This window comes from Solibacillus sp. iso_87, from assembly GCF_056173085.1.
Genome location: NZ_CM149656.1, coordinates 668,600 through 692,786 on the forward strand (window position 1 = coordinate 668,600; position 24,187 = coordinate 692,786).

The 24,187-nt window shown below is 37.2% G+C and carries 23 protein-coding genes; 18 read left to right on the forward strand and 5 right to left on the reverse strand.

Going from position 1 to position 24,187, the window contains the following annotated elements:
- Positions 1 to 33: 33 nt before the first annotated feature.
- The 10 genes from spoIID to AC0VXV_RS03455 all read left to right on the forward strand — a co-directional run bounded on the left by spoIID (position 34) and on the right by AC0VXV_RS03455 (position 7,080).
- Positions 34 to 936: a stage II sporulation protein D gene (spoIID, locus tag AC0VXV_RS03410; RefSeq protein ID WP_475530342.1), complete on the forward strand. Its 903-nt coding sequence runs from the start codon at positions 34 to 36 to the stop codon at positions 934 to 936.
- A 49-nt stretch (positions 937 to 985) separates the two neighbouring features.
- Complete coding sequence (locus AC0VXV_RS03415; protein WP_475530343.1) at positions 986 to 1,639, forward strand: peptidoglycan DD-metalloendopeptidase family protein; 654 nt, start codon at positions 986 to 988, stop codon at positions 1,637 to 1,639.
- Between the two features lie 149 nt (positions 1,640 to 1,788).
- Positions 1,789 to 2,055, forward strand: coding sequence for a sporulation transcriptional regulator SpoIIID (locus AC0VXV_RS03420; RefSeq protein ID WP_008404436.1), 267 nt, complete (start codon positions 1,789 to 1,791; stop codon positions 2,053 to 2,055).
- A 191-nt stretch (positions 2,056 to 2,246) separates the two neighbouring features.
- Positions 2,247 to 3,239 carry a rod shape-determining protein gene (gene mreB, locus AC0VXV_RS03425; RefSeq protein ID WP_008404433.1) on the forward strand — a complete coding sequence of 331 codons (993 nt, stop codon included), beginning with the start codon at positions 2,247 to 2,249 and terminating at the stop codon, positions 3,237 to 3,239.
- Between the two features lie 70 nt (positions 3,240 to 3,309).
- Positions 3,310 to 4,152, forward strand: coding sequence for a flagellar hook-basal body protein (locus AC0VXV_RS03430; RefSeq protein WP_475530344.1), 843 nt, complete (start codon positions 3,310 to 3,312; stop codon positions 4,150 to 4,152).
- 62 nt (positions 4,153 to 4,214) lie between these two features.
- Positions 4,215 to 5,054, forward strand: coding sequence for a flagellar hook-basal body protein (locus tag AC0VXV_RS03435; protein WP_475530345.1), 840 nt, complete (start codon positions 4,215 to 4,217; stop codon positions 5,052 to 5,054).
- 28 nt (positions 5,055 to 5,082) lie between these two features.
- Positions 5,083 to 5,373, forward strand: a complete 291-nt coding sequence (locus tag AC0VXV_RS03440) for a DNA-directed RNA polymerase subunit beta (protein ID WP_475530346.1) — start codon at positions 5,083 to 5,085, stop codon at positions 5,371 to 5,373.
- A gap of 201 nt (positions 5,374 to 5,574) precedes the next feature.
- Positions 5,575 to 6,012, forward strand: a complete 438-nt coding sequence (gene fabZ / locus AC0VXV_RS03445; protein WP_475530347.1) for a 3-hydroxyacyl-ACP dehydratase FabZ — start codon at positions 5,575 to 5,577, stop codon at positions 6,010 to 6,012.
- 193 nt (positions 6,013 to 6,205) lie between these two features.
- Complete coding sequence (locus AC0VXV_RS03450; protein ID WP_475530348.1) at positions 6,206 to 6,589, forward strand: hypothetical protein; 384 nt, start codon at positions 6,206 to 6,208, stop codon at positions 6,587 to 6,589.
- Positions 6,590 to 6,693: 104 nt separating this feature from the next.
- The gene (locus AC0VXV_RS03455; RefSeq protein WP_475530349.1) at positions 6,694 to 7,080 is read left to right on the forward strand and encodes a hypothetical protein; all 387 of its coding nucleotides are present in this window, start codon (positions 6,694 to 6,696) and stop codon (positions 7,078 to 7,080) included.
- 325 nt (positions 7,081 to 7,405) lie between these two features.
- Here AC0VXV_RS03455 and AC0VXV_RS03460 read toward each other — a convergent pair whose 3' ends face one another.
- The 3 genes from AC0VXV_RS03460 to AC0VXV_RS03470 form a co-directional block, all read right to left on the reverse strand.
- Positions 7,406 to 8,122 (reverse strand): nuclease-related domain-containing protein, encoded by a 717-nt coding sequence (locus tag AC0VXV_RS03460; protein WP_475530350.1) that lies wholly within the window; start codon positions 8,120 to 8,122, stop codon positions 7,406 to 7,408.
- The gene (locus AC0VXV_RS03465; protein ID WP_475530351.1) at positions 8,116 to 8,373 is read right to left on the reverse strand and encodes a hypothetical protein; all 258 of its coding nucleotides are present in this window, start codon (positions 8,371 to 8,373) and stop codon (positions 8,116 to 8,118) included. The genes AC0VXV_RS03460 and AC0VXV_RS03465 overlap by 7 nt, the downstream gene beginning before the upstream one ends.
- Positions 8,374 to 8,497: 124 nt before the next feature.
- On the reverse strand, positions 8,498 to 8,941 hold the full coding sequence (locus AC0VXV_RS03470) for a YwpF family protein (RefSeq protein WP_475530352.1): 444 nt from the start codon (positions 8,939 to 8,941) through the stop codon (positions 8,498 to 8,500).
- A gap of 255 nt (positions 8,942 to 9,196) precedes the next feature.
- Here AC0VXV_RS03470 and AC0VXV_RS03475 point away from each other — a divergent pair, with 255 nt between their 5' ends.
- Positions 9,197 to 9,607 carry a single-stranded DNA-binding protein gene (locus tag AC0VXV_RS03475; protein ID WP_475530353.1) on the forward strand — a complete coding sequence of 137 codons (411 nt, stop codon included), beginning with the start codon at positions 9,197 to 9,199 and terminating at the stop codon, positions 9,605 to 9,607.
- A gap of 171 nt (positions 9,608 to 9,778) precedes the next feature.
- Here AC0VXV_RS03475 and AC0VXV_RS03480 read toward each other — a convergent pair whose 3' ends face one another.
- Both AC0VXV_RS03480 and AC0VXV_RS03485 read right to left on the reverse strand, forming a co-directional pair.
- A complete protein-coding gene (locus AC0VXV_RS03480; RefSeq protein WP_475530354.1) occupies positions 9,779 to 12,556 on the reverse strand; it encodes a DEAD/DEAH box helicase in 2,778 nt (925 codons plus the stop codon).
- Positions 12,557 to 12,585: 29 nt separating this feature from the next.
- Positions 12,586 to 14,160, reverse strand: coding sequence for an SWIM zinc finger family protein (locus AC0VXV_RS03485; protein ID WP_475530355.1), 1,575 nt, complete (start codon positions 14,158 to 14,160; stop codon positions 12,586 to 12,588).
- Positions 14,161 to 14,478: 318 nt separating this feature from the next.
- On the opposite strand from AC0VXV_RS03485, the gene AC0VXV_RS03490 reads away from it, so the two are divergent.
- The 7 genes from AC0VXV_RS03490 to AC0VXV_RS03520 all read left to right on the forward strand — a co-directional run bounded on the left by AC0VXV_RS03490 (position 14,479) and on the right by AC0VXV_RS03520 (position 24,062).
- Complete coding sequence (locus tag AC0VXV_RS03490) at positions 14,479 to 14,958, forward strand: IDEAL domain-containing protein (RefSeq protein ID WP_475530356.1); 480 nt, start codon at positions 14,479 to 14,481, stop codon at positions 14,956 to 14,958.
- Between the two features lie 383 nt (positions 14,959 to 15,341).
- A complete protein-coding gene (locus AC0VXV_RS03495; RefSeq protein WP_475530357.1) occupies positions 15,342 to 16,610 on the forward strand; it encodes a nucleotide sugar dehydrogenase in 1,269 nt (422 codons plus the stop codon).
- A gap of 211 nt (positions 16,611 to 16,821) precedes the next feature.
- A complete protein-coding gene (locus AC0VXV_RS03500; protein WP_475530358.1) occupies positions 16,822 to 17,544 on the forward strand; it encodes a WecB/TagA/CpsF family glycosyltransferase in 723 nt (240 codons plus the stop codon).
- 691 nt (positions 17,545 to 18,235) lie between these two features.
- Positions 18,236 to 20,809, forward strand: coding sequence for an S-layer homology domain-containing protein (locus AC0VXV_RS03505; RefSeq protein ID WP_475530359.1), 2,574 nt, complete (start codon positions 18,236 to 18,238; stop codon positions 20,807 to 20,809).
- A 372-nt stretch (positions 20,810 to 21,181) separates the two neighbouring features.
- Positions 21,182 to 21,679: a tetratricopeptide repeat protein gene (locus AC0VXV_RS03510; protein WP_475530360.1), complete on the forward strand. Its 498-nt coding sequence runs from the start codon at positions 21,182 to 21,184 to the stop codon at positions 21,677 to 21,679.
- A 12-nt stretch (positions 21,680 to 21,691) separates the two neighbouring features.
- Complete coding sequence (locus tag AC0VXV_RS03515; protein WP_475530361.1) at positions 21,692 to 23,269, forward strand: O-antigen ligase family protein; 1,578 nt, start codon at positions 21,692 to 21,694, stop codon at positions 23,267 to 23,269.
- A 7-nt stretch (positions 23,270 to 23,276) separates the two neighbouring features.
- Positions 23,277 to 24,062: an ABC transporter permease gene (locus tag AC0VXV_RS03520; RefSeq protein ID WP_475530362.1), complete on the forward strand. Its 786-nt coding sequence runs from the start codon at positions 23,277 to 23,279 to the stop codon at positions 24,060 to 24,062.
- Positions 24,063 to 24,187: the final 125 nt, after the last annotated feature.

Genomic DNA, 24,187 nt, shown 5'->3' on the forward strand with positions numbered 1-24,187 from the left:
TCATATTCTTCTTGTACGCTCATATACTGTCTCATGAAAAAAATTATCATATATTTTATTATTGGCGTCCTATTGTTTTTAGTCCCGTTCACCTTAAAGTCTAAGAAACAAAACCCCATTACTGAACCAACGGAAACTACTTCTTGTCCCTTATTTATTAAAGTGAATAATACTGACGTTCCAATTGAAGATTATTTAATTGGTGTAATTGCAGGGGAAATGCCGGCAAGTTTTCATGTGGAAGCTTTAAAAGCTCAGGCGATCGCCTCCCGGACTTATGTATTGAAGCAGACGGATTATGGGAAAAAGCCGATTCTCACAACGACAGCGCATCAAGTTTACAATGATCAGGAATTAAGAGAAGAAAAATGGAAAACTACTTTTGCCGAAAATGAAGAAAAAATAACAGAAGCCGTCAATCAAACTGCCAACCAAATTCTTACTTATAATGATGAACTGATTACAGCCATGTTTCATGCATCATCCTTTCAATATACCGAGTCCGCGGAAAACTATAGCGGAAATCCGATTCCCTACTTAACAGCAACCACTTCGCCAGAACAATTAAATCAAGAACAGACTACGTTTACATTTGAAGAAATAAATAAAAAACTTAAACAGAATTTCTCGAAGGCTCAGCTTCAAAATGCAAAGCTGCAACGAAACGATACGAACCGCATCGAGCAAATTACGATTCATAAAAAAACATGGTCGGGCAGAGAACTGCGCACACTTTTAAACTTACGCTCCACGAATTTCACATGGGAACCGACAGCAACCGGTATAACAATTAAAACTTATGGTTACGGGCATGGGGTAGGAATGAGCCAGTATGGGGCAAATGCGATGGCACAGGGGGGGATAACGGCGGAAATTATCCTTTCTCACTACTATCCATCGACAACATTAAAATCGATAAATTATTGTAAAAAATAATGTTTAACATTCCAATTTCTTGTACACACTTCCATTTGAGGTGATGAATATGAGAGAAGTTAAACAAAAGCCTTCTCAGAAACCAGTTATGCAAAGACGGTGGTTTTGGCCGGCTGTATACGGTGGTATGGCAGTAATGATTGTGGCAGTTATTTTTAGTTTTAATGCATTGTACGAAAGTCAGAATGAGCAGGAACTGATGGAAGAAGTTTCTGCACCAGCCGACCAGTCGATTGTTCCAACAACAGCGACTGTTACGGAAACTTTGAAGTATCCATTCAAAGAAGAATACTTAAATGAAGTAACGATTTTGCAGGATTTTTATGATGTCTCAAAAGATGAAGCAACACGCGAAAACTCATTGCTGGTATTTAATCAAGTGTTCACAACATCTACAGGGGTCTCTATCGCAATTAACAGCGAGCCTTTCGAAGTTGTTGCTGCAATGAGCGGTGAAGTGACAGAAGTAAAAATGGATGCATTTACGGGCAACAGCATTACTCTTACACATCCAAATGGTATGCAAACACGTTATAACTCCGTGGCAGATATTCTTGTAAAACAAGGCGATCAAGTTTCACAAGGCGATCAGCTAGCTACTTCACAAGAAAATGAATGGAATCCAAACATTGGCGTTCATTTACACTTTGAAGTAATGGAAGATGGTGTACTGGTGGATCCGAACAAATATTTATCCTTTTGATTATTTAGCAAAATGGATGAATACGGATATATTTTTAATAAGTTAACAACGAATCCTGCAATCTACTCCGAATAATTAAGAGCCTACTCACATAAGGTGAAATATTAAGAAGCAAGGCTCTTTAGATTAGAAGTAGAGAGGGAGAGGACGTGCACGAACATATTCGGCAACGCTGCGTTCGTTTGGGTGAACTGTTGGTAGAGACAGGTGAAACCGTGCGTGCACTCGCGAAAATGACGGGATTCTCTAAAAGTACTGTACACAAAGATTTGACAGAGCGGCTAAAACAAGTGAATGAACCACTTGCGCTACAAGTACAACAAGTTTTAACCTATAACAAATCGATTCGCCATTTACGCGGTGGTGAAGCAACACGTAAAAAGTGGATTACAAAGCAACAAGAAAAAAGCATTTAGTCTGTTTCTATAACAACTAAATGCTTTTTTTAGTGAATATTACTTTAGATTATTACCATTTTAAACCATTATAAAGGAAAATCCTTCCCACAATATTGATGTAATTCAACACTGTATATGATAAAATAACTAAGATAGACATATATAGAATCGTATACATGTTCAAATGGGCGGAAGGAGAATAATGAAACATGTTTTCTAAAGATATTGGGATTGATTTAGGTACTGCAAACGTGCTGATTCATTTAAAAGGCAAAGGAATTGTTTTGAATGAGCCATCTGTAGTAGCGATCGATAAAAAGACAAATAAAGTATTGGCAGTCGGTGAAGAGGCACGTCAAATGGTGGGACGTACACCGGGGAATATTATTGCAATTCGTCCATTAAAGGATGGCGTAATTGCTGATTTTGATGTAACAGAAGCGATGTTAAAACATTTTATCAATAAATTGGACGTTAAAGGTTTCTTATCGAAGCCACGCATTTTAATTTGCTGTCCGACAAATATTACATCGGTAGAGCAAAAAGCAATTCGTGAAGCTGCTGAAAAATCAGGCGGCAAAAAAGTTTATTTGGAAGAAGAGCCTAAAGTAGCAGCAATCGGCGCAGGTATGGATATTTTCCAGCCAAGCGGTAATATGGTCGTTGATATCGGTGGAGGTACAACGGATGTAGCAGTATTATCAATGGGTGATATCGTAACGAGCGAATCGATTAAAGTTGCTGGGGATGTATTCGATAATGACATATTGCAATACATAAAGAAAGAATACAAGCTGCTGATCGGCGAACGTACAGCAGAAAATATTAAAACAACAATCGGTACAGTATTCCCTGGTGGACGCGATGATACTATGGATATCCGCGGCCGTGATATGGTTACTGGCTTACCGAGAACAATCGAAATCAATTCAGAAGAGATTGAGCACGCATTGCGTGAATCAGTTAGTATGATTGTACAGGCAGCAAAAGATGTACTGGAAAAAACACCACCTGAATTATCGGCCGACATCATTGATCGTGGCGTTATTCTAACAGGCGGCGGTGCATTACTGCATGGTATTGATCAGCTGTTAATCGAAGAGCTGAAAGTACCTGTGTTTGTTGCAGAAAACCCAATGGACTGTGTGGCAGTCGGGACTGGAATTATGCTGGACAATATTGATCGCGCGGTAAATAAATAAATTATATTACTTATAATTATCAGTTTTTGGCCGATAAATGATAAATACGGCATAATTAGAGGTGAATTGAGTGTTTAAAGGTTTTTATACAGTAGCTACAGGAATGGTTGCACAACAACGTAAAACCGAAATTTTAACGAATAATATGGCCAATGCCAATACACCTGGTTTTAAATCAGATCAAACGACAATTCGTTCTTTTCCGGATATGTTGATGTCGGCAGTGAATTCGACAACAATTCCGACTGAAAACGGATTTACAGTAAAGAATCTTAATCCGGTTGGTGCGGTGAATGCAGGTGTTTATTTACAGGAAACAATGCCAAACCAAGCACAAGGTCAAATTTATTCAACCGGTTTAAATACAGATATCGCACTGATCAATAGTTCAATGCCTGTTGATGAAACATCGGGAAATTCAGGACAAATTTTCTTCCGCTTAGAAAATGAATCCGGGACAGAAAGCTATACACGTAACGGGAATTTCACGCTGGATGGGCAGGGGAACTTAGTAAACCCTCAAGGACTATTCGTATTGGATGCGAATGGGGAACGTCTGCAATTTGATAACGACAATATTCGCATCAGTTCGGACGGGGCAATTTTTGACGAAAATGATGTACAGGTCGGAACATTAGGTGTCGCATTTTCTGAAAACCCGGACGTTCTTGTGAAGCGTGATAATGGGTTATTTAATACATTGGATGGTGTCGATCTACCATCTGCCTATGGACAGGCAAATGTACAGTTTTCGATGCAACAGCAATATTTAGAAGGCTCCAATGTCGATGCCTCTAAAGCAATGACAGATCTCTTAACTGCATACCGTGCATTTGAAGCAAACCAAAAAGTGCTGCAGGCCTACGATAAGAGCATGGAAAAAGCAGTTAATGAAATTGGACGAGTTAATTAATAAGGAATAGCGATTATTTTCATTAGCTGTCGAATTTTCGTATAATTAAGGAGGTGCGGGAAATGTTACGTACAATGGTGAGTGCGACAAATACATTATCTCAACTACAGCATCAGTTAGATACAATCAGTACAAATATCGCAAACAGTAATACAACAGGCTATAAAGCACAGCAGGCAAATTTTACGGAAATGCTGTATCAGCAATTTAATAATGATGAATTAGACCGCACTGTCCGTGATACACCTGTGGGCATTCGTTATGGTGTCGGTGCACAGATCGGATTAATCCAATCGAATCAGACACAGGGCTCACTGCAAGTAACAAACCGCGATTTAGACTTTGCGTTAACAACAAAGAATCAATATTTTAACGTTTTGATGCAAAATGAAGAAGGCGATGTGCGAACTGCATATACTCGTAACGGTAGCTTCTATGTTACACAGACAGAACCTGGCATTCTTTCGCTTGTAAATAGTGATGGATACCAAGTAGCAGATGCAAATGGACAGCCAATTACATTCCCGGATAATGTGACAGGCTTTACGATGGATTCAGACGGTTCGTTAGTGGCAAGGTATGAAAATGGCACACCGCTAAAGTTCCAGCTTGGAATTTCTGAACTGCAAAAACCAAATGTAATGGAAAAACTGCAAGGCGGGACATATATTGGCTTACCGGAAAATCTGGATGCACTTGGCTTCACGCAAGCACAAGTACTGACAGATCTGCAAGGTGCCAATCGTCAAGTGGGTATTCAAAAAGGTGCACTTGAAATGTCGAATGTAGACGTATCAAAAGAGATGACAAATTTAATTCAAGCACAGCGTTCATATCAATTTAATACACGTGCGATTACAATTGCAGATCAAATGCTTGGGTTAATTAACGGTATTCGCTAAACGTGCGACATTGTTAAGGAGAAGTTTTATGACGAATGAGTTAGAAACACAGATGGAGCAAAAAGAGCCTGCAGCCAAAAAGACGAGACGTCGCGTAAAAAACGTTTCGGAGCCGCCAACGGATCAGCCTGTTGGTAAGGTTCGGCTTCGACTGATTCCTATCTGGCTACGAATATTAATCGTAATTCTATTATTTTTAGTAGCAGTAATTGTAGGACTGGTTATTGGCTACAGCGTTATAGGGGACGGCGCAGCATCCGATGTTTTAAAGTGGGAAACATGGCAGCATCTTCTCGATATTATAAATGGTAAAGAGTAGAGGGATTGTCGGGAAAGCCATTTCCGTGCAATCCCTTTACAGCGAATAAGCAAGAGATTTAGTATACTAAATTAAATTGGAGCAAAAAGCCGGCTGAAATTCCAGGTTCTTTCTCCAATAATTGCATCGCTTTACCAGAACATACATAAAAATAAACGATTATCTACATAATATTATAGAGGAAACAAGGGGGATTTTTTAATGTTAAACGCAGAGCAAATTCAAAATATTTTACCACATCGCTATCCATTTTTATTAGTTGATCGCATTCTTGAAATCGAAGAAGGAAAGCGCGCGCTTGGATTGAAAAATGTATCGATCAACGAAGAATTTTTTAACGGGCATTTCCCTGGCTATCCAGTAATGCCTGGTGTCCTAATTGTCGAGGCACTTGCGCAAGTAGGCGGTGTTGCACTATTAAATGCACCAGAATATAAAGGGCGTCTAGTATTTTTAACAGGGATTGATAGTTGCCGTTTCAAGCGTCAAGTCGTACCGGGCGATCAGCTGAAGCTTGAAGTGGAATTTTTGAAATTGCGCGGGCAAATGGGGAAAGGCCGCGGCATTGCGACAGTAGATGGCGAGCTAGTTTGTGAGTGCGAGATTCTATTTGCAATTGGACCTGAACAGCCAAAATAAGGTGATTTGCAATTGGAACTCAAAGATTATAAAATATAAAAGTTGAAGAAAATCTTTAACTTCTTTAAGCAGAAGTCTCCCAATGAGATAAGATAGGTGTGGGACGATTGCCAGTGTTCACCTTTTATGGGTTTTCATTTGCCTGTAAACAATGAGCGAAGTTCGGCTTTAAACGTAGGAGGTTTTAAAATAGATGTATAAACAACTGTCTTCAGGCGTAAAAATTAGTATTACACGATCAATATCGACGTCGTTTGAAGCTTATTTAGCAAGCATTGGTTGGGATGAAGAAAAATTTTCGATGGAAGACTATATGGCAAGCTGGCAAACTTATTTTAAAGAAAATGCCGCTTGGATTGATAAAATACCGGCAGACATTTTACTTAGCCCTGAATTTCATGAAGAAATTGCTAAGAAAATGGATGAAGTCATTGCTAAAATTTTAAATGAAGAGCCAACAGAAAAGCAAAAGAAGGAAATTGCTGAATTACAGAAACAATTAGGCACAAATTACAAATTCGACTGTAAAGCAGAAGCCGCTTATGTTGAACAGCTCTTAAAAGATAAATTGAAATAACCATAATTTTTTGTAGGATAGATCCTTCTTTTCCCGGGCACTCTATGTACGATCACACGAAGTGATTGACTCATGATTGCATATGGGAAAGGAGGGAATTTTTTATGCGAAAATCAGCATTACTTGTCGCACTTTCGCTTGGTTCACTGTTATTTCTCTCAGCGTGTAATACAAATGACAATGCTGGAGATGACAATTTAGGAAACGATGTCGAAAACGGTGCCAACGATGTAATGGACGACACACGTGACGTTATTGATGACACGGTTGATACAGTTGATCCAGACGGCCAAAGTGGTCAAAACGGCAACAACGGGCAAACAAATGAGAGCACGATTGATAACAATCAAGACTCAAATGTCCCTAATGGTTCAAGCGGTCCAAATGGTGAAAATGGCGCAACTGCACCAGGAGCTCCATCGGTAAACCAAGAAGATATTATCGAAGACCGTGCAGACCGAAATGATAAAGACGAAATGGATAACCACTAGTCGAAAGAAGGAATCAGTGTTCACTTAATTGTGGGCACTGGTTTTTTTGTTGGAATGCTAGGGTGGGGCAAGGGATGTTCGCCACTTTATCATGATTAATCGCCAATATTTAAATTTATTATCCAATTTAGTGAAAATCAATTGAGAATAACCAGATGAAAATATTTATTCGCCAGTTTTACGCTGGTATTCGTCAATTAAGAATCGATATTCGCCAATTCTGATAGGATAATCGTCAATATAAAATTTTTATAATCGCCAATTAGAAATATAATCGCCAATTTAATTTTTTATTCGCCTTCTTTGGCCAGGTAAATACTCTGATTTAAAGCCGTAAACTTTTTTGTCCACGTGTTCTTTTCCACTCTGAAATATTTTCAGGAATAATATAATACGTTCCCTTTTTCGTACCATGGCGCTCTAAACCAAGTCGCACTAAAAGTTTAGAAGCAGTTTGTAAACTGTTGATTCCAAAAAACTCACGGAATTGCCGGTTAGAAATTTCTTCACCGATTAAGATTCGATAATGATAAAGCGTTTCAAAAAGAACATCACGACTTTTAGCCCGACAAACATTGCATGTAAACGTTCCGTAATGATAAACCATAAAATTTTTATAATCACACTGTCTACAAAGAACGCCTTTCCTGAATCTATCCAAACTGATGGAGCGACGAGGGGGGAGGGTCTGATAAAGTTGATTCAGTTTGGTAACAATCATATTCATATTTGCATTGGATTTTGCAGTATTACGGTATAAGTTTTCAATAAAGTTTGGAACGCCGCTAATATGAAAAATCGGAAAGTTCTCCAATGACTCATCTAAAATAGCTTGTTGGTTCGCGATGACGACAGCAAAATACACTGGGATAGTGATCTGCCATTTTCGCAGACATTGTTCCAAAAATAGCTGATGACGGTAAACTTGATCAAGGGGGTTTCGGAAGTTTTCACGTTTTTCGTTGTGGATGCGGTAAAATTCATGCTGAGCGGGTTTGTAAAATAAAACACCGGACAGCAGTTTTACTTCAAAAATTACCATAAATATGGCGTCACTAAAATAGCATCCATCTGATGGGAAAAGCCATTTTCGTTCATGCATTCAAAATTGTAGAAGATAAGATGGTCTGTCTTGAAGTAATAATCGGATAGAGTCTGCTTCAACTTCATTTCACCTGCAAATCCAGCCTCCAAGCGATTAAGCTCTTGCTGGATCACACTTGCTTCCATATCATCCGGCAAAATCCGTTTAGCTAATACTTCTATATATAGATGATGCTTCGATTTCTGCATAAACTTCACCTCCACCTTGAATATACAATGCAGGATGAGAATTCACAAATACTTCTAAAACATAAATTTTACAAAGAAAATTGAAATAATTGACCCTTTATAAATGAATTTAAATACCAAAAAACTACTTTCCATCCTCTTCATTATTTTTCTGTAATGAAGGACGATTTCGCATCCCTTGATCAAATGCCTCTAGCAGCTTATCATTTCTCAATCCATCTTCAAGCAGCTGTGCCAATAATAGCTCGGCATATTTTTTGCGCTGAGCTTTTAAACGGCCTTTTATAAGTACCGAAATTTTATCTCCGACTTTTGTAATCGAATGTACGACAACGGCAAATGGGGCAGGCTCATTGTCCGGTAGTGAGATGATGGCACGCGCATCCAGCACTTCACCGGATGTAACAAAGTTTTGAAAAAAATCGTAATATGTATCTGCTGTAAACAATTCTAAAATCCACATTTTATGGCTATTTTCCTGATTAATAATAATACCGTCTGCTAAAGGAATTTCTTTTATTTCATCGTTTAATAATAAATCAAAAGCAAGCATTTTAAAGGTTTTCACTTCTAAATCCCTCCTCAATTTTCTTATGTAAAAGTATAACATACAAAAAATGTGAAACTGACAATTTCAGCAAATTGTAATATTATCTACAAGTCCATTTACATCAGCATTCTCATTAAAATAAATGAAATACCATATAGGCGAAAAAGTATTTTTGAATTAACATTTTAGCCGAAAAATCCAAATTCGTGTTTTGCCAAAAAAGCAAGGTCCGGCTATGCTTTAGTTAATTTCCGAAAGAAAGGAGGTCAATGAATGAATCATGTTGGGCTAGTAGGGCGAACGACGAAAGATTTGGAGCTCAGGCACTTATCTGAAGGAAGGGTACGGGTATACTTTAGCATTGCTACTAACCGTCCTTTCAAAAATAGTGAAGGAAAGGTTGACGCTGACTTTGTGCAATGTGTCGCATGGGGAAGGACCGCTGAATTGATGGCAAAATACTGCGGGAAAGGCTCGCTCGTCGGCATTAAAGGACGTTTACAGTCAAGGACATATGTGAATCGTGTAAACCAGAAAGTATACACGTTGGAAGTCCAAACTGAGGAAGTGCAGTTTTATGCTTTAAAAGCCCCTGGTGAAGCAGGAAATCTCCAGACAACGCCCCCGATTGCCAAAGATTTTGTGCTTCCAGAACAAGAAATCAAACTCGTACACCAACCGTAAACTTTCCCCTCTCCGATAAAAAAATTCCTCAGGAGGTGAAATGCCCAAATCTGCTGTTTGACCGCGCAGTAGTAACCATTCTTTCTCACAATCCTATAACAACTGAATAAAGTAGTGAAGTAAGCATAAAAAAGAGTCTACTTCATGGCGTAATAGTAGACTCTTTCTTATTTATTTTATATTGCCCGTATCAAGAACAAGTAAATCCATCAGTTCCGAATCATCAAGTTCAGTCAACCATTTGCTTGATTGAATTAATTCTTCGGATAGTGCGGATTTCATTGCAATCATTTTATCAATTTTTTCTTCAATCGTCCCAATCGTGACAAACTTATGCACTTGCACAAATTGTGTTTGTCCGATACGGTATGCCCGGTCTGTCGCCTGATTTTCGACTGCCGGATTCCACCAGCGATCAGCATGCAGCACATGTGTAGCTGCTGTTAAGTTAAGACCTGTTCCACCAGCTTTAAGCGACAGTAAAAATACAGGGAATTCACCTGCCTGGAATTGGTCGACTAAATTGTCACGCTGATTTTTTGGCATACTTCCTGTTAAAAACGGTACATCAACATTATAAAGCTCTGCCAAACAATGCTGAATTAAATTACCCATTCCGATATACTGTGTAAAAATTAAGCATTGTTCGCCATTATCGATAATTTCCTTTGTCATTTCAATAATGCGCTTTAGCTTTACAGAACGGGAAACCATTGCATTGGCATCTTCAAAAGGTTCTTTTAAAAAAAGGGCAGGGTGGTTGCACAGCTGTTTTAATTTGTTGAGCATTTTTAAAATACGTCCCTTTTTCTCGAAGCCAGTGAGCTCTTCAAGTGTAGCTAAAGTATCCTGAATATAGCCTTCATAATGTGCTGCCTGCTCAGGTGTAAGGGCACAAAATTCAAGGGATTCCTGTTTGTCAGGCAAATTCAGCTGAAGCTCAGGGTCGCGCTTTGAACGGCGCAGTAGGAACGGACGGATTTTCATACGTAAAACACGTTTATGGGATTCCGACTCTTCACGTTCGATTGGTGTAATAAAGTTTTCGGTAAATCTTGTGAAGCTTCCTAAATAGCCTTTATGAATAAAATCAAAAATAGCCCATAGCTCGGAAAGACGGTTTTCAACAGGTGTACCTGTTAACGCAATATGATGCTCACCTTTTAATTTCCGGATTGCACGGGATTGCAATGTTTGCATATTTTTTATATTCTGTGCCTCATCTAAAGCGACCGTTGCCCAGTCGATAAGCTGTAAGTCATCTGCATCCTGTGTAACTGTACCGTATGTCGAAAGGATTACATGCGGACGCTGTGTTGCGATATAGCTCGTCAAGTCATCACTTTTTAAACGACGGGGCCCGTAATGTGTATAAACTTCCAGATCAGGAGCAAAACGAGTAAGTTCCTTTTGCCAGTTGCCGACAACCGATGTCGGGCACACAATTAATGTAGGTTTATCGATTTGCAGAACTGAAACGGTATGGAGCATATACGTAATTAGCTGAACCGTTTTACCAAGTCCCATATCATCTGCCAGACAGGCACCGAATTTCTGGTCACGCATGAAAACAAGCCATTCAAAACCTTCCTGCTGGTATGGACGCAGCTCGGCATGAAGCTTGGCCGGTACCGCTACTATCGGCAGACCTTTTTTATTTTGCAGCTGTTCGATATACGTCTGCAGTGATTGCTGCATCTCAAATGCAAATAACGGATCATCGCGCTCGGCATCATCTTCCATATCATCTTCTATAGGTGCTGTTAAAGTTTCAGGCAGCTCACGGAACAGCAAATCGCGTACTGTCCAATTTTCTTCTTTTGCCTGTTCCATCAGGTCGCGCATTTCATTGAGCCATTCTGCATCAATGCGGAACCATTCCGTGCCAATACGGACAAACTCACGCTTTTCATCAACGAGTTTCTGGAAGGCTTCGGCGGAAATTTCCTCACCATTCATCGAGAACTGCCATTTGAATGTCAGAATATCGTCCAGTCCAGCAACACTGCGGGCCGACTGGTTATTGGCACTGACACGTACACGCATTTTCGATTGGCGGAGTTCTTTAAGCCACGCCGGTAAAATTACATCAAAGCCTAAAGCCTGTAACTTAGTAAGTTCGAGACGTAAAAATTCACGTACTTCCTGATCATTGAATTGTGTATGAATAAACTGCGCACTTTCAGCATTTAATTGAATTAAATCAACTATTTGATTTTGCAGTTCTTCAATGTCATTAGCAATTGCACTCCATTTCTTCGGCAGTGCATCCAATATCGGCAGTTTCAGTTTTGATGAAGCAGGTGTCCAATGTTTAGCGGCATTCGGACTAATAAGCACCGTTTCCAACAACCAGTTTTCCTCATTTTCTTCTGGTTCGCTTAAACGTAGTGCCACCTTTACACCATCAAATACATGGGAAGTTTGCATCGGCCAGCCGCCATTTTGGAAAAATGGAATCAGTGCAAGCGTATCTTCTTTAGAAAGCCCAGCATCCATCAGTTTTTGTTCAACTGCATGCTGTAAAAGGTCATTGGAAAATGAAAAGCCTTCATCAGTTACAGTTACCTGCTGCCAAAGTTTTGGGTCATTCCAAAGCGGTAAAGTCGTTTGGATTGTTTGAAAGTGATTCACGGTTTCATCATCATAAGCAGCGAAATCCAAAAACGGATGGCGATTTGCAGGTGACAGAACATCAAGTAAATGTGATGCCGATATGATTAAATCGCGCTCTTCCAATGAAGTGTGCAGCCCGTAAAAGCTTTGCTCAAATTTGAAAAAGAGAGAAGGAATCCAATTGGCTGTCGGTAAAATTAAATCATTTTTATTGTACGCAGTAGCGCGGAAATAACCGGGACGCAGCTCTGATAGCTTTATGCGAAAGACTTGTAGAAAGGGTAGCTTCGTATTAAATAAATATTGCATTGTATCTTTGCGCGGTAAACGCAATGTCACCTCCTATTAGCAAAATACATAATCTAGATGAGTAAATTGCTTTTATTTATCTCTTCTTGCAGTGCACGCAAACGTTTATACTGCTGCTGCACGGCTTCAATATATGCTGTAAAATAGTCGAGTTTTCCGGCTTTTTTGGAAGCCGATTTCATGGCACGCCAAATGCGGACTGCCTGCTTATAATTTTGCCGCGATTTCTGCTGAATTTCTTCCATCGCATAAAAATGATAAAGAGGAAGTGCAGTTTCAGGTGACTGTGCAACAACATCTTTTAAACCGCATTGATCTAGATAAGGAATCGATGAAGGATATAGCTGATGCAGCGCTACCCATTGATCTAACCGATTGTGACGCAGTAAATAGTTTGAAAATGACTCAATACCGTATCGGCCGAAAGAAGAGTACAGTGCGAGCTCTTCACTATCACTTAATTGAATTTGACCGTATAAGTGATCGAGCTTACGCGTAAATTTCTGGCGACGTATCGGCAATAAGTTATCCTGCACAAACGTTTGTAAAAAAGGAAGAGCCCTTTTTAAAATAACAGTCGCCTCATCAACAAAGTTTTTCTGTAATGCATATTGGGCTATGTCGATAAACCCTTCTACATTATTTTCACTCATTGTTTCGACTGCTTGTTCCAGTTGTGACGGTGAACTTAATAAAATATAAAAAATGGATTTTACTACATTCAATTCGATATCTGTGTTGCTATCATCGCTTTGTTCCAAAAGAGCCAGTTCATTTTTTAAGCGCTTTTGTTCATTAAATAGCTTTGTCCAAAATTGCAAATACAATGACAGCCGGAACGCTGTTGCTCCTTTTTCGATAAAAAGAATCTTATGGACATTCTTCTGAATTGCATCAAAAAATGGTTCAGTTGCGAACAGCCTTGTTGTTTTACTTAATGTATCAATCGATCGCTGAATGCGGCTTAGCGTATTTTCCAAAAAGAACTGAACATAATGATGACTCAGATCTGTTCTCGTTTTGACTGCATGTAACAGAAAGTGTTTCGAAACGGCGATATCCATAAACAAGTTAAACAGCTCCTGCCATTCCTGCTCATAAGGGCGGTGACGCTGAAGCTTAGTACGAATATTTTCAATTAAGCCGGATAACGTATACGGCTCCAATGGCTGCGGACCTTTAATTGCATAATTAAGCACTTCATCAGCCATCATCTGCCAGTTTTCAGGGCTTCGCTCTGATGCTAACGACTGGAGCGGAACGGATCTTTTAGAACGCCAAATAGAAAGCCATTGCTGCAGTGAAATAAAATACTGCGACAGCTTTAAAATAACGGCAAGTTGATGTCGGCACAGCTCCTTTTTAGGGCAGCTGCAGCTAATCTGCTGTTCCGGAAAATTAATCGTCACTTCTGCTGTATTGACATCCTGGATTTGGCATACAAGTATTTGACTGAATCTTGAATAGTGCGGTGGCTTGATTGCCTGATTACGGACAGAGAACATGGCACGTGTTACCAATTCTGCATCTTCATTTGCTGAAGGGAGAAGCTGTTCTTCAAAGGATTGTAATGTATGTTGAATAAAGTCTTTATGTGCATGGGCAATCTCGGAAAAAGATAAACTCAAAACGGGTTTCCCCTCCCTAATAATTAATTGCATTGGAAATTTTAACTTCAATCAAGGTGAAGGAAGAAAAAAAGTCGTTCCTTCCATTATAATACGAATCCAGACAAATCGGTAATGTGAAGAGACATTGAATAAATTTTTTAAGCGAATAGCACTTTTTAAAAGGTTTGAAATGTGGAAAGTGTGGGGAAACTATAAGCAACAGAGAAATTGATTTAATATTCACGAACACCTGAATGATTGCATCCATATGATAAATGAAATTAGGTCTTATGACTCGGATAAATGCCAACAAAAATAAGTGAAGGAGGAATTCCCATGATACAAGTACAATTTATGAAGCCTTTCTATACAAAAATGACAGGCACGAAATTACGCTTAGTCTTTGCTTATCAGTACTTTTCCATTACAAAAGATGAGGAAGTTTTTCATTTCATCCCGATTGAAGGGAAAGAAATGATCATTGACTTAAACTCACTGCAAGTCGAAAACTTATCGGAAGTTTTTGTATTCCAGCGCGGCAACCGTTTCGTACGTCTCCCGCTGTATCAGCTTTTACTCGTATCAAATGTACACGAGTATTTAATGCCAATTATTGAAAATTTATCAACTAACGTAACACCATTACAAAATGAAACGTCACCGGTATTCGATGAAGAAGTGGAAGGGATTGTTCGGGCTTTAGAAGAAAATAACTTATCCCGTCTAATCGATGAAGCGCTCGAATCACGTGATGAAGCATTATTCCACAATTTGATAGCGGAAAAGGAACGTTTAACTGGAGGCTATGCATCGTGATTGCCCATTTAAACTAAACCCTGTTAGCTGATTATAGCTAATGGGGTTTTTGTTTATTACCGATCATTTCTCACTAATTAGTATAACAATCCTTTTCAAAGGCAAAATTAATAGGAAAGCTTTCATCAAACTGCTTTGAAAAAGAAAAACTATTTCACACAGCGAGCAGAAAGTTGTATACTGTAATGCAGGACTAATTTTCAAGCATTTACAGGCAACCATTTGAACAACCATTCCGTCCTATAAATGAACGGAATTTTAAAACTGTATTAAATGAAGTTATTTAATTTATTGATAACGAGTGCAGGCAAAATGCGTGAAACAAATTATACAATAATCAAACAATGAGATATAGCTTTTTTGAAAGTGAAGGAGAAACGATCATGACAAAATCAATCTGTGTCGTTGGCTTAGGATACATCGGTTTACCAACGGCGGTAATGTTCGCAAATCACGGCGTAAAGGTTCATGGTGTTGATGTGAATCCAGCAGCTGTGAAAAGTATTCAGGATAAACAATTACATATTGAGGAGAACGGCTTACAGGAGCGCCTGAACAAAGCGGTCGATGAAGGCTTTTTAACGGCATCAACAACACCTGTCGTTTCAGATGTGTATATTGTCGCGGTACCGTCACCGATTAATCCGGACAATACAGCGAATTTAGAATATGTTCGTAAAGCAACAGCTTCAATCGTACCTTTCGTGAAAAAGGGCGATTTAGTTATTTTAGAATCAACAGTACCACCGAAAACAGTGGAAAATGTAATGCTGCCTGAATTAGTGAAAACTGGTTTAGAAATCGGGACAGAACTATTTGTTGCCCATTCTCCGGAGCGCGTTATTCCGGGACGAATTTTTGAGGAGCTTGTAAACAATGACCGTATTGTTGGCGGGATTTCGAAAAAATCAGCAGAGCTTACAAAAGAACTTTACGAAACATTTGTAAAAGGTGAGATCCATTTAACAGATGCGACAACAGCAGAATTAGTAAAAGTAATGGAAAATACTTACCGTGACGTGAACATTGCATTTGCGAACGAATTAGCTAAAATGGCAGAAAAATTAGATGTGAACATTTGGGAAGCAATTAAATTTGCGAACTATCATCCACGTGTAAACGTCCATTTCCCGGGACCAGGTGTAGGCGGTCACTGTATCGCGGTCGATCCTTGGTTCTTGGTTGAGCTAGGCGGAGAACAAGCTCAAATCATTCATTTATCACGTAACACGAACGATTCAATGCCAAGCTTCACAGCACAAAAAACACAGGCGATTTTAAACAAAAACGGTATTGCAGGCGCAACAGTTGCTGCATTAGGTTTAGCGTTCAAAGGAAATGTGGATGATATGCGTGAAAGCCCGTCGACAATCGTCATTGATGAGTTGGAGAAACTAGGCTTAACAGTCGTTTCTCATGACCCGCATATTAAGCAAAACAAACATAAAACACAAACACAAAGCATGCAGGAAGCGTTGGAGCAAGCTGATATTTTAGTGTTCCTGACAGATCACAAAGAATTTAAAGAGCTAGATCCGTCAACATTAAATGCGAAAAGCAAAATCGTATTCGATACGAAAAACTGCCTAAACCGCGAAGCATGGGAAAAAGCAGGCTTCCAGTTCCACTTACTTGGGGATGCGAAGAACTAATATTGTAAACTTGGCAGTGCGTCTAAAACGTACTGCCTACTGTTTTTTATCTTCATTCAGCAGGCGGTCAGTACGCCTGCTGAATGAAGATAAGCCCCAGGCGGATGTCACAGATTTTTTAAAGGAAATTTTTGAGTAAACTCAAAAAAATCTGGACGCAATTACGCAAAGGCGTAATTGATTGTTGGAATATAAGAAGGGAAGACTATATATGAAAGAAACCGTACTCGGCATTCAAGTAAATACCGAAAGCTATGATGAATTACTTCCGAAAGTATTTGATCAAATAGAGAAACAGCAAAAATCGTTAATTGTAGCCATTAACCCAGAAAAGATTATTAAAGCAAAAGAAGACCCGGCATTGAAAACACTTCTTAATAACGCAGAGTTTCAAATTCCGGATGGCATCGGGGTTATTTTGGCTTCAAAAATTCAAAAAGGCCAAATTACATCACGCGTAACGGGTGTTGATATGATGATTCGTCTATGTGAAGAAGCAGCACAGCGTAAAAAGCCGATTTTCCTTTATGGCGGGAAGCCGGGAATTGCAGATCAGGCAGCAAATAAATTAAAAGAGCTATATCCATCTATCCAAATTGCCGGTACACAGGACGGCTATGAAAAGAACAACCAAAAAGTCGTAGATAAAATTAATGAAGCGAAGCCGGATTTACTGTTTGTGGCAATGGGGTCTCCAAAGCAGGAAAACTGGATTAATGCAAACCGCGAGCAGCTTCATCCGACGATTTATCAAGGTGTTGGTGGGTCGTTTGACGTATTGGCTGGAAATGTGAAAAGAGCACCGGAAGCTTTCCAAAAAGTAGGGATGGAATGGTTTTACCGTTTAATGAAGGAACCACATAGGATTAAACGCCAAATTGCCTTGCCTTTATTTTTATTGGAAGTAGCACGCGGAACGAAAAACAACAAGTAATCGAAAAAAAATAGTGTAATCTTTGTAATATTTGATTGTTTATTTGTAATGATAATGATACACTAAATTCAGTAGTGAGATTTCCTCTACGATATATATTAAATTTTATCTTTTCCCTGCAAGGAAAAACTCGGTTGGTAGCCCGAGAAAAAGGCTTTAGCATTTAGATGCTAAAGCCTTTTTCTTTTTGTCTTTTTGTCGAATTTTAGCGAACTGGTTCTATTAATTCGTACCGTTCATACATTAACCAGGTAGGAAAAAATTTGGATACATAAATAATAACTATATTACAAAAGTAAAATATTAGTAATATTTGTAATGTTTATATTCCAGTTTAACCCTTGGTATAATTGCATTTTTTATCCAAATTAAACTCTAATTGTTGAAATTAAACCAATAACTACCACAATTTATAACTATATTTAAATAATATATGGAATTTATTGGTGAAGAAAATGTTGTCTTTATGAGTATATGTATGTCATAATTAAAGAAATTTGAAGTTATCTGAATATATTTACGGAATCATATCTTGTAATCTATAAAACAGGTTATTTATGGTTTTATTGGTAAAAAAAGATTGACATAGTAAATGTATACTACTAGAATTTATGTGTAGTTAGTTTTTCTGCACATATTTTGTGTGGGTAACTTAAATTATTATTTTCACTTATGAGGAGGAAATTTTTCAATGGCTAACCAACCAAAGAAATACAAAAAATTCGTAGCAACAGCTGCGACAGCTACATTAGTAGCATCTGCAATCGTACCAGTTGCATCTGCTGCATCACTATCTGACATCTCAGGTAACACACACGAAGAGGCGATCAACGCATTAGTAAGCGATGGCATTATCTCAGGTTACCAAGATGGCACTTTCAAGCCTAACAAAGAATTAACTCGTTCTGACGTAGTTAAATTATTAGGTAAATTCTTAGAAACTAAAGGTTATGAAGCTGCTGCTGACTACAAAACTCGTCCAGCATTCGCTGACTTAACTACAAACACTAACGAAGAATTATTAAAATATGCTTCTTTAGTTAAAGAAGCTGGCGTATTCGTAGGTTCTAACGGTAAACTTTTAGCTGGTGACCCAATCACTCGCGAAAACATGGCGATCACTTTAGTACGTACAGTTAACACTGTTTACGATATCAGCTTAGAAGAGTATGTAGCTACTCAAGATTTCAAAGGTGATGTAACTGATTTAACTCAAGCTAAGGCAGAAGCTCGTACAGCTATTTCTGTATTAGACTTCTACGATATTACAAACCCAGCTGCACCTGCATTCAACCCAAAAGGTAACACAACTCGTGGTCAATTTGCGTCATTCTTACACAAAACAATTAACGCAGACTACACAGCTGCTGGTCAAAAAGATGAAGAAGCTTCATCAGTATTACCAACTGCTATCGCATTTGAAGAAACTTCAATTCAAGGTACTTATGGTACAACAGTAACTTTAAAAGCAAAAGTAACTGTAGCTCAAGGCGAATCTGCAGCTAACATTCCAGTGAAATTTGATATTTTCCACGAGAAATTAGTTAACGATACAACAATCGTTCCTCAAATCACTGATACTGTGAAAACTGACGAAAATGGTGTAGCAACTTATACTTATACTCGTTCTCAAGGTAATACAGATAACGTAAATGCATATGCAACTGGTAAACCAGCATTAAAAGCAGCTGCAAAAGTATACTGGGATACAACATTAGCAATTAAAGATATTACAGAAGGAACAACTTTAGCTAATGGCGAACAAAAAGTTTACCAAGTTACTGGTGAAGAAGATGAATTGGTTTATGTAGCCTTCAAAGAGAACTTAAATGTTGCTCCAGAGAAAGCAGTTCGTGGAGTAGAATTCTTAGGCTTAACTACTACGGGCGATACTTCATCTGCAAGATATGCATATGAATATACTACTGGTGGTTACAAAGTAGGTGTTCTTAAGTTAGATGCTACAGGTAAAGCTAACTTAGTATTAACTGGTGATGATGCATCAGTTACACCAATTGTTTTCGTAAACAACCCAGGTACAAACGCAAAGTATGATGCTACTGCTTTACAAGCTGTAGGTTCAACAGTAACGTTTGCTAAAGAGTCAGTATTTGATTTATCAATTAAAGCTGAAGGCAACCAGACTGCTTCTAGATACTTAAACCTTGATGAAACTGGTGGACGTGACTATGTTGCTACACTTAAAAATAAAGATGGTAAAGTATTAGCTAATTCAGAGCTTTTAGTTACTTTCAAAAATGATACAACAACTGACCGTTCGTTAGTACGTGTGTTTAATGCAGATGGTGAAGCAGCACCGCTAACAACTTCTGATTCAGTAACTTTCCGTATCTTTACAGATAAAGATGGTGTTGCTAAATTCACAGTTTCTCATCCTAATGTAGATGCATTCGTAACGCCAATCGTGTTTATCGATAATGGTACAGGTACAGGTTCTGAACCTGGTAAATTAGATAACAAAGATCTACAAGTAACAGGAGAAATTGCTTACTTCCGTGATACACGTCCTACTGATTACAGAAGTGAATTAGTAGTTACAAACGATGATGATAAGCAAGTTACAACATTTGGTAGCGATACAGTTGCTAAATTTACTTACCAATTATCAGATCAAAATGGTAAAGCACGTGCTTATGGATCTTCTACACCAGTACAATTTACTGTACGTGCAGGTGCGCAACCAGTGCAGGTAGTGCAATTAGATGCAAATGGTGATGTTGTTTTAAATGCAGATAATACACCTGTTGTAGTTGAAACAATTACAGCATATACTTCAAAAACATTAACTGGTCCTTATTCTGTAGGAGCTGGAGGTACTGATGTAACTATCGGATTGAAATCTAATGGTTCAGATGTTCGTGTTACTGCTACACCAACAAACACTGGGTTATCTGGTTTAACATCTGTTACTAAATCAGTTACATTCTTATCAGGTGCAAGTACTTCATACTTCACTATTTCGGATGTAGTGCAAACAAATACTACTTCTAAAGATGCGGCTTCTATTACGTTAACATTTACTGAAGCGGTAGCAGCCACAAGTATTGAAGCGATTAAACAAGGTACACCTGCTACACGTGGTACAGTAACAACTGATGCTGCTAACAACAAAGTTCTATATGTAGGTTTTGGTGCTGATCCTGTATCTGTAGGAGAAACTGTTTCAATTTCTTATAAAGGTAAAGTATACAACTTTGAATATGTTACAAATGCTAACGGCAGAAACGTATTTAGAGCACAATAATAAAATTGATTTATAGTGCTGGAATTTAAATATTTCTGGTTGATAAAAGCGAAATTGCAAAATGCAATTTCGCTTTTTCTCTTATATTATATTGTTATTGCTTTTAGGTTTTAATATAAGAAGCACAAACTACCCCTTTCTTGAGTGCTAAAAAATAAAGATATAAATCTTGGTGTGCAATATATATCTTCTAATTTATTGAGAAGTGTCAGTAGTGATATTACATTAATGGACCACTGATTTAATTTGGTAGTAAGTGACGAATAAAAACCCAATTAACCTATTGGTATTTCTATTAATATAAGGAAAATACATCAAAATTAGTGTATACTAATATATGAATTTTAAAAAATGATTAAAGGATTGTGAGCAATGCATTTATCTGAAAATAGTAGAAGATACATATTACTTGGTATGGTTATTTTTATAGTATTAGGACTGATTGCTTCAAAAGTATTGGCAAGCAAACAAGACGAAAAATTTCTTGAAAAAGATATGATTTATCAGCAGGTTAGTCAACTTTACAATGAAGAAAAATATGATGAGGCTTCTTTATATGTAGATGAAATGCTAAAGAGACAACCGAATTCAGAAATTACGAATTATTTAGGTGGATTAGTCACTGCAAGTATTGGAGAATATCATCAGGCTACTATTTTATTGCAGAAAACATTAGACATTAATCCCTATAAGGCAGAGGATCCAATGTTTATGCTTCAGTTTGGAGAAATTTTATTTTTTGCTGAAAGATACAACGACTCAAAAGTTGTATTAGAAAAATGTCGCGAATGGGGCTGGGTTCCGGAACAGTATCCAACTTATCAAGAACGTATAACAGAATTATTAACTCAAATTGAGAATATAAGGTAGGGAAATATTAAAATGGCTTCATTTTACGAAGAACTTCAAAGATCTGATTCGATAAGTGATGAAAAGGAAAATACCGAATCAAGAGCAAATGTAGATAAATGGATATTTCGATTATTTTTAATCCTAGTTGGGGTAATGCCTTTAATTGTTATGGCGGATATTGTAGAAGTCGTTAGTCCTTTAATTACTAATCTTGATATATTAACCTCAGGTTTAAAAGGCGAATTATTTACAAGTTATAAAGCTTTGTTTTTATTAGTGTTTACTTTGATTATAGCTTTCCTATTTCTAATTAAAGTATTTTTTATGAATGGTTCCTTCAGAAAAACATTTTTAAATTATGTCTTAGGAACTTTTGTTGTAATGATTATTATCTCAACTTTATCATCACCGAACATATCAATCGCTTTAAACGGCCAATATAACCGTTCGGATGGTGCAATAGCTTGGCTATGCTATATTACTTTATTTTTTATAGCATTAAACATTGAATATCCAAAAAATATAGTACGTTTAATCATGTATACAATGCTTCCGTTTGTATTCATTAATTTATATATAATTACAATGAACTTCTTCGGTAAAGATTTACTACAACAAACTTGGCTTCAAAAGTTAGTTACGTTGATGTTACCGGAAGGTGCAGATATTAGTGAAGGTTCAACTCTTATTGGTACCTTAAATCATGGTAACTATATGAGTGGTATGTTTGCTATTATGGCTCTTATGTATTTTGTTTGGGCTGTTTTAGAGAAAAAAACATTAAACAAAATATTAGGACTAGTAGCTGCCATTGCTTCAATGTTTGTAATATTTATGGCTTTATCAACAAGCGGATTCTTGACTGTAGTCTGTATTACACCATTCTTACTATGGATTATGTTTAAGTCTGATAAGAAAATTGTATCAGCAGTATTATTAGGTATTTTCTTAATTTCGTCGGGCACCGGATTACATATGTTAGCTAAAGAAAATTCAAAAGTATGGGATGAAACTTTCGGGTTCTTTGTATCTTCAAATCCATATGATGATAAAATGCTTCAGCCGGTATCGATCTTAAATAATGTACAAAATCCACTGTCAATGATTTTAAATAGTAAAGTATATGCATCAGAACAAGCAGTAGAAATACCAGAATTACCGCAATCAGGAGTAGGTGCTGGTTCAGGACGTGTGTATATTTGGACGTATATTTTAGATTTAGTTAAGGAACGACCAATACAGGGCTATGGTTTAGATTCTTTAATGTATAATTTCCAACATTATAATATTGATGCACGAGCTAATTTAGAAACAGAGGCAGTAATTGTAGATAAACCCCATAACATGTATATTGGTGTTTTGTATGGTACGGGTATTGTAGGGTTTATCGCGTTCCTTGTTTTAGTTTTAACATGTATTTGGGCCTCATTAAAACAAGTTTTTAAGCCGCAAGTTGAAAATATACTAACCACAGTTTTTGCAGTAGGGGTTCTAGCATTTTTCTTTCAGTCAATTTTTAATGACTCACTTGTAGGGATAAACGGAGTATTGTGGGTTATTGCAGGAATAAATATCAAAAAAATAATTCAACAAAATAATCTAAAGTAGGTTTGAAATGAATATTGTAACAAATTATATAAATCAATTTGTAAAGTATTACTATTTATTGACGATTTTGGTAAAAAGGGATATTAAAAAGAAGTATAAAGGATCCGTATTAGGAGTGTTATGGAGCTTATTAAATCCTTTAATACAAGTGGTTTTATTGACTATTATTTTCTCGACATTGTTTAATACCGCTATAGAAAACTTTCCTTTATATGTGATTATTGGTCGACTTATATTTGAATTTTTTTCTGCTGCAACTAATTCAGCTATGTATTCAATAATTGAATCTGCAGATCTATTAAAAAAGGTATATATTCCTAAATATATAATGACATTATCAAGAGTACTATCAAATTATTTTATACTAATAATTACATTAATTGACTTATTAATTATTATGATTGTAACTAAAGCTGAGGTGACGTGGAGCATTTTATTGTTACCAATTTATTTATTTTTACTGCTCTTATTTACAATAGGGATAAGTTATATTTTAGCTACGATAGCTACTTTCTTTAGAGATATCATACATCTTTATTCAGTATTTATTATGATGTTGATGTTTGCATCTGCAATATTTTATCCAGCTGATATTGTACCAGAGAAATATAATTTTGTTTTGCATTGGAATCCTGTATATAGATTTATAGAAGCTTGTAGAGATATTGTAATGGTTGGTAATACTCCAACTATAAGTGATTTAGTTTTTTGCATAATAATATCATTTGGAAGTCTATTTATAGGAACGGTTATTTTCGAAAAAAATCAAGGGAAATTCATAGGTTCTATTTGAGAGGTATATATGGCAAATGAAATTATACAATTAAGTAATGTTTCAATGAAATATAAAGTGTCACGTGAAAGAATTGATACATTTAAGGAGTTCTTTATTAAAGTTATTAAAAGAGAAATTCAATA